Source organism: Chryseolinea soli, assembly GCF_003589925.1.
GTDB lineage: Bacteria > Bacteroidota > Bacteroidia > Cytophagales > Cyclobacteriaceae > Chryseolinea > Chryseolinea soli.
This window is the reverse complement of the sequence record NZ_CP032382.1, coordinates 3,590,457-3,606,735: the sequence shown is the minus strand read 5'-3', so window position 1 is coordinate 3,606,735 and position 16,279 is coordinate 3,590,457. Positions and strand designations below refer to the sequence as shown.

At 50.0% G+C, this 16,279-nt stretch carries 11 protein-coding genes; 8 read left to right on the top strand and 3 right to left on the bottom strand.

The window, feature by feature from the left end; genetic code table 11:
• Positions 1–120: 120 nt before the first annotated feature.
• Genes D4L85_RS15515 through D4L85_RS34430 form a run of 3 tightly spaced genes read left to right on the top strand, consistent with a single transcriptional unit; the run spans position 121 to position 4,744 of the window.
• A complete protein-coding gene (locus D4L85_RS15515) occupies positions 121–1,581 on the top strand; it encodes a hypothetical protein (RefSeq protein ID WP_119755145.1) in 1,461 nt (486 codons plus the stop codon).
• A gap of 24 nt (positions 1,582–1,605) precedes the next feature.
• Positions 1,606–4,290, top strand: a complete 2,685-nt coding sequence (locus D4L85_RS15510) for a T9SS type A sorting domain-containing protein (protein ID WP_119755144.1) — start codon at positions 1,606–1,608, stop codon at positions 4,288–4,290.
• Positions 4,291–4,297: 7 nt separating this feature from the next.
• On the top strand, positions 4,298–4,744 hold the full coding sequence (locus tag D4L85_RS34430; RefSeq protein ID WP_160143757.1) for a hypothetical protein: 447 nt from the start codon (positions 4,298–4,300) through the stop codon (positions 4,742–4,744).
• A 222-nt stretch (positions 4,745–4,966) separates the two neighbouring features.
• Here D4L85_RS34430 and D4L85_RS15500 read toward each other — a convergent pair whose 3' ends face one another.
• Positions 4,967–5,605 (bottom strand): zeta toxin family protein, encoded by a 639-nt coding sequence (locus D4L85_RS15500; protein WP_160143756.1) that lies wholly within the window; start codon positions 5,603–5,605, stop codon positions 4,967–4,969.
• Between the two features lie 545 nt (positions 5,606–6,150).
• Between D4L85_RS15500 and D4L85_RS15490 the strand changes: the two genes are divergently transcribed.
• Together D4L85_RS15490 and D4L85_RS15485 are read left to right on the top strand one after the other, a co-directional pair.
• Positions 6,151–9,597 carry a discoidin domain-containing protein gene (locus D4L85_RS15490; RefSeq protein WP_119755140.1) on the top strand — a complete coding sequence of 1,149 codons (3,447 nt, stop codon included), beginning with the start codon at positions 6,151–6,153 and terminating at the stop codon, positions 9,595–9,597.
• A gap of 127 nt (positions 9,598–9,724) precedes the next feature.
• Positions 9,725–11,755 (top strand): WD40 repeat domain-containing protein, encoded by a 2,031-nt coding sequence (locus D4L85_RS15485; protein ID WP_119755139.1) that lies wholly within the window; start codon positions 9,725–9,727, stop codon positions 11,753–11,755.
• Positions 11,756–11,767: 12 nt separating this feature from the next.
• Here the strand turns inward: D4L85_RS15485 and D4L85_RS15480 are convergent, their stop codons facing one another.
• Both D4L85_RS15480 and D4L85_RS15475 read right to left on the bottom strand, forming a co-directional pair.
• Positions 11,768–12,805: a hypothetical protein gene (locus D4L85_RS15480; RefSeq protein ID WP_160143755.1), complete on the bottom strand. Its 1,038-nt coding sequence runs from the start codon at positions 12,803–12,805 to the stop codon at positions 11,768–11,770.
• Positions 12,802–13,413 carry a TlpA family protein disulfide reductase gene (locus D4L85_RS15475; RefSeq protein WP_119755137.1) on the bottom strand — a complete coding sequence of 204 codons (612 nt, stop codon included), beginning with the start codon at positions 13,411–13,413 and terminating at the stop codon, positions 12,802–12,804. The genes D4L85_RS15480 and D4L85_RS15475 overlap by 4 nt, the downstream gene beginning before the upstream one ends.
• Positions 13,414–13,928: 515 nt before the next feature.
• On the opposite strand from D4L85_RS15475, the gene D4L85_RS15470 reads away from it, so the two are divergent.
• The 3 genes from D4L85_RS15470 to D4L85_RS15460 all read left to right on the top strand — a co-directional run bounded on the left by D4L85_RS15470 (position 13,929) and on the right by D4L85_RS15460 (position 16,016).
• On the top strand, positions 13,929–14,207 hold the full coding sequence (locus D4L85_RS15470; RefSeq protein ID WP_119755136.1) for a DUF1905 domain-containing protein: 279 nt from the start codon (positions 13,929–13,931) through the stop codon (positions 14,205–14,207).
• Between the two features lie 93 nt (positions 14,208–14,300).
• The gene (locus D4L85_RS15465; RefSeq protein WP_160143754.1) at positions 14,301–14,771 is read left to right on the top strand and encodes a methyltransferase family protein; all 471 of its coding nucleotides are present in this window, start codon (positions 14,301–14,303) and stop codon (positions 14,769–14,771) included.
• 159 nt (positions 14,772–14,930) lie between these two features.
• Entirely contained in the window at positions 14,931–16,016 is a 1,086-nt protein-coding gene (locus tag D4L85_RS15460; RefSeq protein ID WP_119755134.1) for a hypothetical protein, read from the top strand.
• The last annotated feature ends 263 nt before the right edge of the window (positions 16,017–16,279 follow it).

Genomic DNA, 16,279 nt, shown 5'->3' with positions numbered 1-16,279 from the left:
GCCGCCCCCTTACCTCCTCTTTTTCCATGATTTTTTCGACCCCGCGAAATATCCTGTTTTTACAGGATCACATCTTCTGTTTGTACACAGCACTTTTACATCATCAAAAAAGACCCTCTTATGAAAACATCCTATGTTCCAACTTCAACATCCCCACGTCTACGCACAGGCTGCGCGTGGATGTTTGCCCTGGTGTTGGTGCTGGCATCTTGCAGCGATGCAGACAACCCCTCCCCTCAGCACAACGATCCTGTCATCACCGGCGAAGGTACACCCAACGGTGAGCCAACGTCGGCTTTAATCGGCGCCCAAGGCGGAAGTCTCTCGGCTTCGGATGGTCAATTCACGTTGACCATCCCAGCCGGGGCGTTGGCGGCCAACACGACCATTTCCATCCAACCGATCACCAACGAAGGACCCCTCGGCATCGGCGCCGCCTACCGGCTGCAACCGGAGGGCCTCACGTTTGCCGTGCCGGTGGAGCTGACATTCTCCTATAATGCGGAAATGTTGAAAGGCATTCCGGAAGATTTTCTATGGATCATCACACAGGCTGCTGACGGCAGTTGGAACGCCCTGTTGAAAAGTGAAGTAGATGCCGGGACAAAAACGATCTCCATCGAGACCACCCATTTCAGCGACTGGGCTGCCGGAAAGTTTATCGACCTGTCGCTGACCCCTGCTTCTTCGAAGGTGATGAAAGGCGACGCACTTCAGTTGATCATCACCGGGTTTTCGCCCAACGACGAAGAAGACGAACTGGTGCCCCTCGCCCCAATCACCTCCGAAAGTGATGATCTCGTTCCGTTAACCAAGATCCCACCCGTGGAGTCGCGGATCATGACCTTCAAAGTGAAGGAGTGGACCCTGAACGGAAGTGCTGCCCCGGTTTCCAACAGCAACGGTCAGTTGGAGTCCAACAAGAACACGGCGACCTATACGGCACCCAACAAAATACCTGCGACAAACCCTGTTGCCGTGTCGGTGGAGCTGGAAGCGTCGAACAAAGAAGGAAGCAAGCTCAAGTATTTACTAACATCCACCATCACCGTTGTAGACAGTGATCTGTATCTCAGTGTCACCGTCGACGGACAAACACATGTGTATTATCAATATGGATACAATGGAACAATCCCTCCCAATGGCAACGACATCTCGATCGCGAACAGCGGGCTGTCGGATGAAGATGTTCTGGAGATCGTGGGAACGCGGGTTGAGGGCAACATCAATCTGATCGATGGGTTTGCGCTTGCTGTGAAGAGTCCTGCAAAGGGCACACGCTCCCTGGTGTGCTTTAACAACGACGGCGATGATGATATGTCGTTTGCGATAGGCCAGCAAACCGGGTATTTGCTGAGCTACACGAAGCGAACCCCTATACCAAATGATTACTGTGATACCGAGTATATGTGCGGCGAGACTTCGATAACCTTCGACGAAGATCCTAAAGATGAAGAAGGTTATGTGCGCGGTTCCTTCTCCGGCAAACTATATGAGGACAAAACCGAGTTTGGCATCCTCTGCAAGTCGCCCATCATGCATACGGTGAGCGGAGAATTCCGCTTGGTGCTGGCGAACTAAAAATCAACGTAACCAAACGACGTCATGAAAAATAACATGAACATCCTTTGCAAGCTTGCCTTGGGCATACTCAGCCTGACCGGCATCTTCTTTCCATCATCACCGGCCGTGGCGCAGTGGTCAACCAGTGCTTACGCCAACAATAGCATCTGCACCGCACCGGGCAACCAGGATCAAACTGCCATTGTCTCAGACGGCAGTGGCGGCGCCATCATCGCGTGGACGGATTACCGAGGCGAGAGCAGCAGGGTTTACGCGCAACGCATCGATGCCAACGGGCTGCTGAAGTGGACCATCGATGGCATCGCCGTCACCACCTCGCAAAGTTTTGTACAGGGCGCAGTGGAAGATGGCAGCGGCGGCGTGATCATCACCTGGGTTGATCTGCGCAACGGAAATGACTTTGACATCTATGTCCAGCGATTCAACGGGCAAGGACAACCACAATGGACCACCGGCGGCATACAGGTGTCGGCTTCCGATGGATTCCAGACAAACCCCGTCATCACGACCGATGGCCATGGAGGAGCGATCATCGCCTGGATCGATGACGGCCCGGAGATGGACGCAGCGAAGGACGTCTACATTCAGCACGTGAACGCCGACGGATCGCTAGGATGGCCCGTGAACAACCCGGTAACAGAAGCGTACTACCGGCAAGAGGACATCAAAATCATCTCCGACGAAAACGGTGGTGCTATTGTGGCCTGGACCGACTACCGCAACACGACCACCGGTACAACCGCCGTAGACGTTTATGCGCAACGCATCAGCGCTGGCGGCAGTCAGGTTTGGACAACGGATGGTATAGGCGTCGCCGTGTATGACCGGTATCAACAATATCCACAATTGACAGGCGACGGCCACGGCGGCGCCATTATCGTTTGGGAGGACGACCGCGATGCCGACAATACCAACGCTTTTAACGTGGACATCTATGGCCAACACATCAGTGCCGTGGGTGACGTGTTGTGGACCGCTAACGGCGTTGGGATTGGCGTTTCCCCGGATACACAAACGCGGCCCGTCCTGACAAAAGACGGCACCGGGGGTGCGATCATCACTTGGCAAAACGGAAGTGGATCCTACAATGCTTACGTCAGCTACCTGGTGGCCCAGCGTGTCAATGGCAACGGCGCAAAACAATGGGCCACTGCCGGTGTTGCGCTCAATAACGCCGGGATGGAAAATCCACAAATCACTCCCGACGGCGCCGGTGGAGTGATCATTGCCTGGGAAGATTACCGGGGCCAGTTACCCATCGGCGCCCTCAAGGATATTTTTGCCCAACGTGTGGATGCCAACGGTCAGACCTTATGGCCAAATGGCGGTAGCGCGATCAGCAACTCCACCTTCGTACAACAAAGTCCGAGGCTCATACCCGACAACCAGGGTGGTGCCATCGTAGCCTTTGTCGACGCGAGAACCAACACCACGACAGATATCTATGCCCAGCGCATTCAGGCAGACGGTACGTTGGGCGGCGGCAATGGTGGAAAATCAGACCAGTTGATCACGTTCAATGCTTTGCCATCCAAAAAAATATCGGATGGTGATTTTGCGCTCACCGCAATCGCAAGTTCGGGGTTGACGGTGACCTATACGAGCGACAACCCATCGGTGGCCACGATTTCCGGAACTATCGTGGTGATGACGGGCATGGGTACAACCACCATTACGGCCAGCCAACCGGGTGGTACGATGTACAATCCCGCGCCACCGGTGTCACAAACACTCACTGTAGTTAAAGGCGATCAAACCATTACTTTCAATGCGCTCCCGGTGAAAGTGCCGGGCGATCCGGACTTTACTTTGAACGCCACGGCATCGTCGGGGCTTGCCGTGAGTTACACCAGCAGCAACGGTGCCGTCGCTACAGTGTCGGGCAATACGGTTACGATTCATGGCACCGGTTCAACCACCCTTACCGCATCGCAGGCGGGCGACACTAACTACAACGCGGCACCCAGTGTGGCGCAAACGCTCTCCGTGAGAACCGCGCAAAGCATCGGCTTCCCGGTCGTGGCCGCAAAAACGATGGGCGATCCGAGTTTTGTCTTGTCAGCAACCGCCACGTCGGGATTGACGGTTGTATTCTCCAGCGCATCCGATAAAATTTCTATTGCGGGGAATATCGCATCACTGCTAAAGGCTGGTTCCGTGACGGTGTTTGCCGATCAGCCGGGGAACACAACGTTCGCTGCTGCCCCGCGCACATCACAAACTTTTTGTATCAACCCCGCCAAGCCCGTCATCTCCGTTTCGAATGCTGATCCTTCGGCGCCAGTACTCACCTCCAGCAGCGTCGGCGGGAATCAATGGTTCAAAGATGGCGTGGCGATGAACAATGAAACACAACGCACCCTAACGCTGCTCGAAGCAGGAACGTATTCCGTAATAGTGACTGTCGATAATTGCCAGAGCGAACCCTCAGACGAAAGAACCTTTATCGTTACCGGCATAGAAGATCCTTCAGGGTCGGTAAATGTCTATCCCAATCCCATGCAAGATCAACTTGTTGTGGATGCCGGTGTGTTGGCCTCCGGAAGTCCGGTAAAGGTAAACCTCTACGACGCCATCGGGCGTGTCGTTCACGAGGATAGCGGTCCGGGAAAATTTGTCATTGATGTAACCGCCTTAAAGACCGGCCTCTATGTGTTGAAGGTCTTCAACGGAAAACAAGTCATCACAAAAAAATTACTGAAATAATTATCCTATGCGCATTACAATTCCTTTCCCCGATAAAATCTGGTCACTGACCTCCTTGCTATTCCTGGTATGCTTATTTTCCTGCCATACTTCCCCGGAGGAGAGCGCTCAAGATAAAGCGCGTAAACTGTTAACCACTGGCACCTGGCAAGTTTCCAGTGTAACGGCAGACGACATGGATAAAACCAGTGCATTTTCCGGCTTCACGCTGACCTTTGCCGCCAACACTTACACCGCACATGAGGGCTCGCCCGTTTGGGCATCGTCCGGCACGTGGGCTTTTGCCGATGAAAATGCCGCATCCTTTACGCGCGATGACGATGTGTTGGTGACCATTCATTCGTTGACCAGTACGCATCTCACGTTGTCCTTGATTTCCAGCTATCCGGTATTCCAAGCAGGCGGCAGGGCAGAGTCTACGACCGGCGAGTTTGTTTTCGAGTTCAATAAATGAACATGAAAACGACAGGTGTCACGATTCGGCACATTTCGTATTTACATGCGAAACCTTGGCGGCAGTGGACAGGCCTGCCTCGTCATCGGAAAATAAAATTCTGATTGCTTATGGATGATTTCGTAAGCATTCAGAATTTTACAGCACCTCATCAACACTCCTCCGTGATACCGGCCAAGTCGTCGGACGGTTTTGCTGCATGGTTTGCGCTAGGCAGTTCCATTATATCTTAGGATACAAGTATCTCGTTATTTTTATCAGGTAGGTTGTGAACCAATCAGGCAAGTCGTGAAACGGCGCATAAAAAGCCACTTGACCACCCTCTATATGTAATAGGAGCTTGGGAGCTGTCTCCGAGGTATCAATAATTCTCAGTGTATCCAACATTTTGAAATGACGATCCAACTGCAACAAGTTTCCGTGATAGTTCAGATCGATCTCTGCAAGTGAAACATTGTGCCCCCCCTTGATTGCACGGTCGAAGACGCGCATCGCCGAACGTTCAACATTGATCAGACCAAAAAAAATCAGGTGGACGCTGTACCCCTTTCTTTTAAATTTATTGATAACCTTCCAAGCGGACGCTTCTCTGAAATGTCCCTCATATGCAAAATGATCAGCGCTACTTAGGGCATTCTTAACCTGTTCATCAAAATGCTGACCTATCCATTCATTAGCCAGTGCTTTCGTTTCCTTATCACTATGGTGTTTAGTGGCTCTTAACTCTTTAATCTTCTCCAGCGTGAGTTTATCACCATCAAACACAGTGTAGTTTTTCTTAATGTGCGTTGGTAGATAGTCTGCGCCTATGGAAGATTTTCCCGCGCCGTTTGATCCCGTAATTATATGCAGTTCAGGCAATGCTATTGGATTGGTTCGAGGTCGAACTTTTTGCGAAGCGCTGAACTTTCGTCGCTTTCGAGCTCACGAACTATGGTAAAATCATTCGCACCCAACTCATAAATTGCAAGTCTGATAGTTCCGTCCGGAAATTCCAAGTAACAATGATCGTCAGGCAAGGAATTCAGATTGATCATAAAAAACTCGCCTCCCTTGAGCTTGCTTCTGCGCAATTTTTTTACCGCGTTTATGCCTGCGATTTCTATTTCAGTCCGGCCTTTCATTATCTTAATACAGGATTCAATGTACAAAGAAACAATCTTTTTCCTGGACACAACATAGTTTTTTACGAAAAAATTCGTAATTAAAATACATTTTGCTGATTGCAGGATGGCTATCGGGAAGCTCTCAAGTATGCCCTTTATCACTTCATAGGTCTGGCGAAGATTCCGACCTCAGAAAGAAAGCTCTAGCTTTTTTACTGCGGGCGCCTACATGATTATCACTATATTTAGTGTACCTCGGTGGTGCTCCCTACCATGACTTAAATCTCTCGTTCAACCCCTATGAAAAAAGTCAAAGCAACCCTCTTTACACTTTTGATGCTTTTTTCGTTTTCCCTGAAAGCACAAATGGGTGTTCTCACTCAACACAATGATTTAAATCGAACGGGTTGGAACGCCCAGGAAACTATTCTCCATACCAAGAATATCAAGCCCGGTTCCTTTGGCAAACTGTTTGTCCGCGCGGTAGATGATCAAATCTATGCCCAGCCCCTGGTCATGCTCAACGTTAACATGCCCTCGGTAGGAAAGAAGAATGTTGTTTTTGTGGCTACCGTGAATAATACCGTATATGCCTTTGACGCCGACTCCGCCAAGGTGGCAAACCCCTATTGGAAAGTAAATCTATCGCCGGCCGGAAGCCGGGCCATAAAGAACACCGACATGACCGGCGCCTGCGGGGGTAACTATCGCGATTTCTCTGGCAATATGGGGATCGTCGGCACACCCGTCATTGACCCTGCAACAAACACGCTGTATGTTGTCGTACGAAGTGTGAGTACGACAACCAATACATTTCAACAACACTTGCACGCCCTGGATATTCTGACGGGACAAGAAAGAGCAAACAGTCCTAAACTCATCACGGCACAAGTGAATGGCCACGGAAGCGGCAATGTTAACGGCGTAGTAAACTTTAATCCGCAAAAGCAAAACCAGCGACCCGGACTATTATTACTCAACGGCATCGTCTACATCGCGTGGTCCTCGCATTGCGATTGGGGCCCCTATCACGGTTGGATCATTGGTTATGACAAATCCTCCTTGGCGCAATCCATCGTCTACAATACGACACCGGAAGGCTATAACGGTGGCATCTGGATGAGCGGTGCGGCACCGGCTGCCGATGAATCGGGAAATATCTATGCCTCGGTGGGAAACGGATCCGTTGGCGTGACCAATAACCCCTCCGATCTCACCAATCGCTCCGAGAGCGCTTTAAAACTCAAACCCTCCGGCTCTACGTTAACGGTCAGCACCTTCTTCACTCCAAAAAATATCGCAGAACTCGAAGCGACAGATCTCGACTTTGGGGTCACCGCCATGCTGCTCATTCCTAATACCAACCGCACCATGACGGCATGCAAAGACGGCCGCATCTACTTGCTGGACCGCAGCAACATGGGCGGCTATGATGCGACTACCAACCATGTCGTTCAAACGATCGACCTGGGAGCAACGGCTCACCTTCGCTCGTCGCTGACGTATTACAAAGGCCAGCAAAAAGAATTTGTATACTCCTGGTCGGAAAACTCACTATTAAAAGCATATCCCTTCAACAGAAACACCAACATGTTCGACTTGAACAACACCATCAACAGTGGCGTGCAGGGTCCGACCGGTAATAACGGCGCCGTGCTGTCCGTGTCATCCAATGGGTCGATCGATTCTACGGCAGTCCTATGGGCAAGCTATGCCGCCAACGGCGATGCCAATCAATCGGTTCGTCCGGGTATATTAAGAGCTTTATCCGCAACGGATGTGACGAAAGAACTGTGGAATTCATCTCAATATTCAACCGATGTCCCGGGCAATTATGCCAAGTTCAACTGCCCAACCGTCATCAACGGAAAAGTGTACTTAGCCACATTCTCCAATCAATTGGTGGTCTATGGCATGACCGGAAATGCCCAAGCCGACCAATGCAATTCACAAAACATTGGGTTGAAAAAAACGGCCACAGCTTCCTCCACCGAAAACGTGAACCGCCCGGCCAGCGCAGCCTTTGACGGAAACTTAACTACCCGGTGGAGCAGCCTCGCCTCCGATCCCCAATGGCTCTCGGTTGATCTTGGCGACCGCTACGACTTGTGCAACATCATCATCCGTTGGGAAACCGCGTTGGCGAAAGATTTCAAGATACAAGTTTCAGATGATGCTGTCACCTGGAAAGACGTGATGAGCCGAACGAACAACACCACGCTCGAAAACTATTTGCCGGTGACCGGAACGGGGCGTTACGTCCGCATGTACGGAACAGCACGCGGAACACAATGGGGTTACTCCATATGGGAGTTTGAAGTGTTTGGAAAGAAGCATGTCAATTGTGCCACTCCGACGGCACTCAGCGTCACGAACATCTCCGAACATGCAGCCTCGCTCCACTGGCAAGCCACCGGCGCCACGCGTTACAATGTTCAATACAAAACGGTATCCGCCGGCGGTTGGACAACCGTTTCATCAAACACAAAGGATCTTACCATCAGCGGACTGGCCTGCGCAACCGACTATCTTTTCCAAGTTCAAAGTGTTTGTGACGCCACGAATTCCAGCAACTATTCAGCGTCCACGTCATTCTCAACGTTGACCTGCACCACCCAGTGCTCTCCCCTGCCGACACGATGGACCACGTTGGATATTGGACAGGTTGGCGTGTCCGGCTCGGCCTGTTACGACGGAGGCATTTTCGAACTACAGGGCTCGGGCGACGACATTGGAAACACACAGGATGCGTTTCGTTTTGCTTTTAAAACATTGGTAGGTGGCGGAGAAATAGTGGCCAGGATAACGAGCCTGGATCAAGCCAACGCCTGGAATAAGTGTGGGATAATGTTCCGCGAGAGTTTAACACCGGGATCGAGGTATGCCTTCCTGGCATTAACCAGTGGCAACGGGGTCACGTTTCAAAACCGGATCGTCACCGACGGCGCGAGCCAGGAGGAAAATACAGTGGCCGGAATCAGTGCCCCGGTATGGATCAAACTCGTGAAGAACGGATCTGTCTACACCGCATACCGCTCGGTGGATGGCATCGGATGGACAAAAGTAGGCAATCCGGTGGACGCCGGTTTTGGCGACGTGCCGATCTATGCAGGCCTTGCCATAACCAGTCATGATAACACCAAGCTCTCGAATGCCCTGGTCGACAACTATCTTCTTTCCGGAATTCTCGACATTGAACTTCAAAGTTTCACAGCATCGGCAACCCTGTCAAGAACCGTTGCTTTAGAATGGATTACAACACTGGAGACCAACATCAACAACTTTGTTTTAGAACGCAGTGACAATATGTTGAACTTCACCGATCTCGATACGGTCGCGGCCCTCAGCAATGGAAGATTTACCCACACCTATGCGTATGAAGACACTGAACCGCTTCAGACCCTGAGCTATTACCGGTTGCGGATCACCGACAATGATGGTGTAACCACCTATTCGGCGCCGGTTTCCATTTCGTTAATTACTTCGGTTCAGCCGGCCCTGGACGAAATTCCACCGACCGTATATGCTAACCCCACACAAGGGGGTGTCATCCATGTTAAACAAGGAACCAGCCACATTAAGACCATTGCGCTATATGACAATACCGGACGTCTGATGGTTCTCCGTGACGCGATCGCCTCAGACATTACCGACCTCCCCGTCCATGCGTTTGCCAATGGGCTCTATACGATTGAGATCAAAACTTCGAAATTGGAATACCGAGAGAAACTGGTGATCCGAAATTAACTCAGGTTGAATTCCCAATAAAGATCAACCGGGCGACTATGCGCCACAAAAAACACGGTTCGGCCGTTCTATTTGATTTGATTTTTTAGATATTTGATTTGGCCCATTCATTGGCGCATAATGTATTATGAAGATCACGCTCAGTGTCATCCTTATCGCCTTCACATGTTCGGTGCATGGGCAATTCCAAGGTAAAATAAACGCGAACGGTTTCGGAACAGTCAGAGCCCTGGCGATAGACTCTGCAGCACGGGAGCTGCTTGTGGCCGGCGATGGGATCATTTCCGTTTTTGATCTCCTCTCGCTACGACAAAAAGAAACCATTCCAACAGAAGGCGGTTTGTCGGGGATGGTGGTGACCACGAAGGGCCAAATAATCACGTTAAGCCGGGGAAAAATTTATCGTACCGATCGGTCAGGTAAGAGTACCCTTCTCTATGGAAATACCGAGATTGCCGGCATCCAGTATGATTCCGAAACGGATCGGCTGTATGCCCTTTCGGTCGATGGAAAATTAATGATATTCCGTTTGAATACCGCCGCAACCACACAACCGGTTCAAACCATTTCCCCGCCACAGAAAATAACTTCCGTTGCGTTTAGCTCACGGCAAGTAGCGCTCGGCCTCCAAAGTGGCGAGATCCTGCTTCACAAGAAGCAAACCCTAATGCCCCAGGGTTCTTTAAAAGGTCATGGCGCAAAGGTCGTCTCCATGAACTTCTCTGCGGACGGAAATCTCCTTGCTTCTTCTTCGGGTATGGATCCTCAACACCAGCTCTATTATGAGGAAGCTATTTTGTGGACTGTCGCCGATCAGTCTATTCGATTCAGAACGGGTCAACAATACAACAAAATTGAAAGCGCCGCGCTGGCCGGTGATCGCGTGATTCTCGCGCTCCGCTCAAGTCTTAAATTCCTAACGGCCAGCGGGCAGCCTTCCAGCGAATTGAGCACATACCCGTACAACAATCCGACGGTAGTCATGTATGGGCAAAAGCTTATCTATGGGATCGCCGATACCGGCTCCGCGTCAAGATATCTTTATGTAGTTGATATCCCCTCAGCAAAAACCGAAAGAGCGTTCACGTTCCATAGCAACCCGGTATGGCAACTGAATTTTACGCAGCGGGGTGATCTTGCCATCACCCAGGACAACGAAGTGACGGGCATTGACAAGAGCGGCAATGTCGTTTTCAATGAAAGAATTTTTGCACATTCCAGCGATCTCCCTTTTAAAAACGATGCTTTTATGGGAATTGGCCTGAAGAAAATACCGGACGCTACCCCGGATTCAATTCTCTTGTGCGATTTCAAGTCGGGAGGAGTCACGGGTTACCGCATGCCGCGCGAACTCTTGGAGCGAAGATTCTCAAGCGATTTCATCTACGACAACAAAAGTGCATTTATTCTAACCAACAAATACCTGCTAAAGGTGGGGGAGAAAGATCATCTCATCGATTTTACGATACCGGTCGATAGCACTTCAAAGATCCTGAGCCTCATCAATCGCGATGACTTTTTTAATGTGACCAGTCCGCAAAGAAATTTCATTCCAGGCTCCGGTCTTTTTTACGAATATGACGCAGAAGCGCAGGTGATCAGCCTGAGAAGGATCAGCGATGCGATTTACGTCAAGCAGATCAAGGGCTATAAGATCATCAACACACAAACGCCTGGCCATTGTATTGTCTTTCATCCCTCCGACAAGGCACTCTACACCTTGGACCTCTCCAAATTCGATTTGAAAAAATTGTGTGAAGTAAGCGAAGAACCCGGTGTCGCAGAACTTTCTCCCGACAAGACACGGCTGGCCTTGCAATACCAGCCGCGGAGCAATCAGATCGAGTTGATCAACCTCCAAACCAAGGAGACCAAATCATTCTCACCAAGCGCTGGCACCGTCAGTTGCCTGGCCTTCGCCCCGAATGGAAAGTATCTGCTGATGGGAACGTACAGCGGGGAAATCAAGCTCTGGGACCTGAAAACAGGTGCACAAACGGGGTGCATCTTTACATCAAGCCGGTATAAAGATTACGTGATCCTGAACGACGGCGCTTATGATGGCACAGCGGATGGGATCAAATATCTGATCAAGCCAAATGCACAACAAGGCATGAAACAAGTTAAAAATCTGTTTAAGACTTGTATTACGGATTAGCGATGCGTGACGCTAAGCCTGTTTTACCAGATCATCACTAAAAGGATCTTCCGGCAGCCCTTTGTATTCCGCGGCATCGAGATTGACCTTCACTTCATGGAGAATATCATCCAGTTCGATAGACGATGCTTTCAACAGGCGATGGATCTCCAGCGCGTCGTCGCTTAACCGATGCGTTTCGTAGCTCAGCAGGTTGACCAGTCCCTGGATGCGCGCCAGCGGACTTCTCACTTTGTGTGCATTGATAAAGGCGTGGTGAACAAACTTCTTGTTCTGATCGATGATGGTTAACGTTCTTTCCTTGACCAGGTCGTTGAGATTCTCGTTGATCTGCGTCAACTCTTCCTGCGACGCCATGAGTTCTTCCTGTGACGCGCGAAGCTCTTCCTCGGAGGCCGTAAGCTCTTCGTTTTTTTCCTGCAGTTCGGTCTTTAACAGCAACTGTAGTTTAAGATTCTCTGCGTCCTGGACGGTGCGTTTATAGATGATATGACTCCAGTAGGCCGCTACGGCGCAGACGCAGGCCGCCAGCACACCGTGGAATATGAACGTGGTGAGATCCATATAGTCCAGCTGGGTGAAATAGATCTCTTTATATCCCACGAATTGAAGATAGGCAAAGGAGGCATGGTGAACCACGACGATCGCGATCAACGGGATTTGCAGTTTCCAGTTTTGATAGATGATGAGAATGGTAGAACAGATGAACACCCAAAAGTGCATTTCGGCCATGCCGTGCATCTGGTAGATAAATTGTGCTGCAAAAATTGCCGAGACACCACTCAATACATATTGATAGATGTCAGACTCCGGCAACATCTTTTTTGAAATATAATAGGCCGCCAGGCACAGACTCCCTACGGCAAAAGCCACCAGCCACGTGTCGTAAAAAAAAGCAATGAAGATCCCGAAAATGAACATGGCGAAGAGCAACCCCTCATTCACTTTGTCGGCAAATAAAAAGATATCCTTCTTGATCTCCTTCAGCTCGCTTTCGCTGAGTGCCTGGCTACCTGACATTTTCCCGGTATAGAATGCTGATGTGCTCATTGGATTTCCGGGGCTTCGGTGGTGGGGATGCTGCAGCCATAGGATTGTATGGCGAGTTCATTGAAAAGAGGCGGTCTCTTGTCGGCCACCAACGAGTCAAGCGCCATTTGCACAAAGTTGCTTTCCTTGTTGGTGCAGTATCTTGACCGGTTATAATTTCCTCTAAAGTAAAGTCGATTCGACGTTTGTATGATGGCGGCCTGGGGGGTGGAATAAACGCCACAGGCCTTTGCCAATTTTCTGTTGCCGTCCACTACGATCGTCACCTCGCTGCTGATCAGACCCTTTGCTGGCTCGACCTTATCTTCACTGTCCACCACCACGTAGAAATCGATCGCCTGACCATATTCCCGGCGGAGTGCCTGGAAATGTTTCAGATTGAATCGGGAACAGGGGCATTCAGGGCTGAAAAAGTGCAGCAGCTTCGGTTTTTTATGTTGCTGCGGAAGGAGCACGGTATCGTACTGGATAAGTTCTTCCGGGTGGATCACCTTGTAGCCGACCGGCACCGGCGTAGGCATCAGATACCGCATCTCCTGATACCAGAAGACACCGGCAATCGCCACAAGAATGCCGGACAGGATAATGATCAACGCAACTTTCTTCATCGGGGTCTTCTTTTTCAAAAAATCAATGCGATCCGCCAGCACCCGGACGGGCGACCTTCTTGCTGGCCCAGTGCCAGCTTCAAATGGTCTCGTCCGGTAAGGTGGTGGCAGACAACAATCAAATGACGCCTGAAACAGCATCCATTTGAGATCGGATAAGTGTCAAATACACAAATATAGTGCCTTAGTACCCTAACGAGAACCCTAGGTAACCAGGGCCTGCATAACAGCGTTTTTTGGGGTATTTTTCTAAGAGAAGTGAAGTTATTGTTCCGGTCAATTCCTTAAGAAATGTCAAAATGGGACGGATAAATTTCAATTTGGTAACGGTGGGCCTACGTGGTTCAGACGAGGCCTGCGTTTGGGCGGTTTTCAAAGACCCAAAAAGGGCCCAAATCGATCGAATATCGATAGGCTGACCTTGGCGCGATCGGCCCGGTAGTTTGTCGCCTCCTACACCGCCGCGCGGCAGATTTTCTTGCCAACTTTACCTTAGAAAATCAAACAAAAAAACCATGACAAAAAAAGCATTAGCAACGTTCAAGGCGGTGCTTCAAAAAAGTCCCTCGAAGGGTGGATGGACCTATGTGAAGTGGCCGGAATCCGTAACTTTTTTTGGAACGAAAGGCCTGGTCAAAATAAATGGCACCGCCGACGGGCACCCGTTCCAAAGCGCATTCATGGCACTCGGCGACGGCACCCATAAATTGCCCATCAAATCCGAGCTGCAAAAAACGATCAACAAAGCACCAGGCGATCAAGTAACCATTTGCATCAGCGGCAGGAGGAAGTAGGGGTCGGCCGGGCGCTATGGCGTCCCCTCAGCCGTTGCACGCGTAGCTCCGGAATAGCATCTGCGATTTTTTTTCAATATTTTAACCATGCGTATGTCGCTATTCCTGCGAAATCTATTCTTTACCATCCTGCAACCCGGCGTTGTGGCGGGGCTGATTCCGTTTCTGCTGGCCCGGAAAAATTTCGAGAACGCCTTTGCCGGTTCACTCCAGATGTATCACTACGGGGGCATGCTGGTATGCCTGGTGGGAATGGGCGTAACTCTTCATTGCATCGCAAATTTCGCCGTCCATGGCCGCGGCACGCTCTCTCCCGCCGATCCAACCCAACGCCTTGTCATTTCGGGGCTTTATAAGTTCTCCCGCAATCCGATGTATGTAGGTGTGATGCTGATGCTTGTCGGTGAGGCAATTTTTACCCAATCGGCTAACTTATTCGTGTATGGCATCGGAGTCTTCACGGCTTTCAACCTGTTTATTGTGTTCCGGGAAGAACCGCGTCTGAAAAAAGACTTCGGAACAAGCTATCAGGAATACTGCAAAACGGTGAGACGCTGGATTTAACATCCTCCCATCACTTTTCCTTCAATGCAACCATAAATCATGCGAATCACGTTTTATCCGCTCCCCGATTAGCGGGTCGAATAGCACGCTATGACCCAAAAAGGTGATAGACAGCCATCGCTCTGACCAATACCTTTGCTTCGTCAAAAAAAGTTGGTTATGAAAAAAAATCTGATCCATCCCACTCTAAGAATGCCCGGCACTTTCACGCGGGGCTTTTCAACGCTTTTTGTCGTGGCTATTCTATTGGTCACGTCCTGCAACAACGATGACGATGCGCCATCTCCCAGCGGTTCCAATGCAGCCTGTCAGCTCGTCACCCAAACCAACACGGGTACGGGTAAGTATGACGCAACCATCACCTATACCTACAAATCCGTGTACGGCTTTTCGTATGATGATGCCGGAAATCAGACCCAACAGTCCTATAAGTACGATTATACCTACAGCGACGGAAAGACCAGCAGTTCGACATCCACCACCAGTTTTCAATATGACGACAAAGGATTTGTATTGAGACGGATAGGACAATATAATTCCACAGACAGAGACGGCAAATCAACTTTTGAAACCTCCAACGGAGACTTCACTTATGCGAATGATCGCCTGACCAAAGAATCTTATTCCTATACCCGCGACGGCAAAGTCACCAGCTATGTGACACAGTATGAATATGACGACAGCGGGAAGCTGACCAAATACTCCAATACCTATAACAACTCTTCCATCAAAATCGAATACAACGGCAATGTCGTTTTGAAGATCACAAAAACCGATGGCGTAGGAAATACCACGTCCCCATTTCTGGAGTATAACCAAAAGGGCTTACTCACCAAGTCGATCGAAACGGATGGAGGGTATACCGAAGAATATCGCTATGAATACACCACAGAAGGGTTAGTGGCCCGCGAGGAGCGCTATCTCAATGGAAAGCCATCGTCGGCGACGGTTTACGAATACGACGCAAAGGAAAATCCGAATGCTTATGTTTATGGGCGTCAAAAGGGATATCCCGTGGTTCCCTCCACGAGAGCTAACTTCAGCTACAAGCGCAACATCACCCGGCTAAATTACCTCTCGTCAAATGCCGCCATGACCGGCTTTGAACCCAACAGCTCCACGACCTACGTTTATGACTACAATGCAAAAGATTTCCCCATCAGCTATACAAGCAAGACACTTGATAAAACAGGGGTAGAGGTTTCTACGGCAGGCACAACGTTTGAGTACAAGGGCTGTCAGTAAGTATTTTTTTCACGCCATCATGATCGCATCGGCCACAAAAGAGCCTCGAAAAAACCGAGGCTCTTTTTGTTGTACTCCGTTGAAAACAAAAAAAAGTATTTAATCGGATTCTGCTGACTGAACTTTCTTCTATTCGCAGCTCGTGACTTTTATCCGATTCCTCCAATATATTATCCCTTGCACTGAAGACAGAACAGGGTGCTGCTAAATAGCAATCCCTCGTCTCACGATGATCATTTTACTCGGCTTGCGTCCGCAATAAA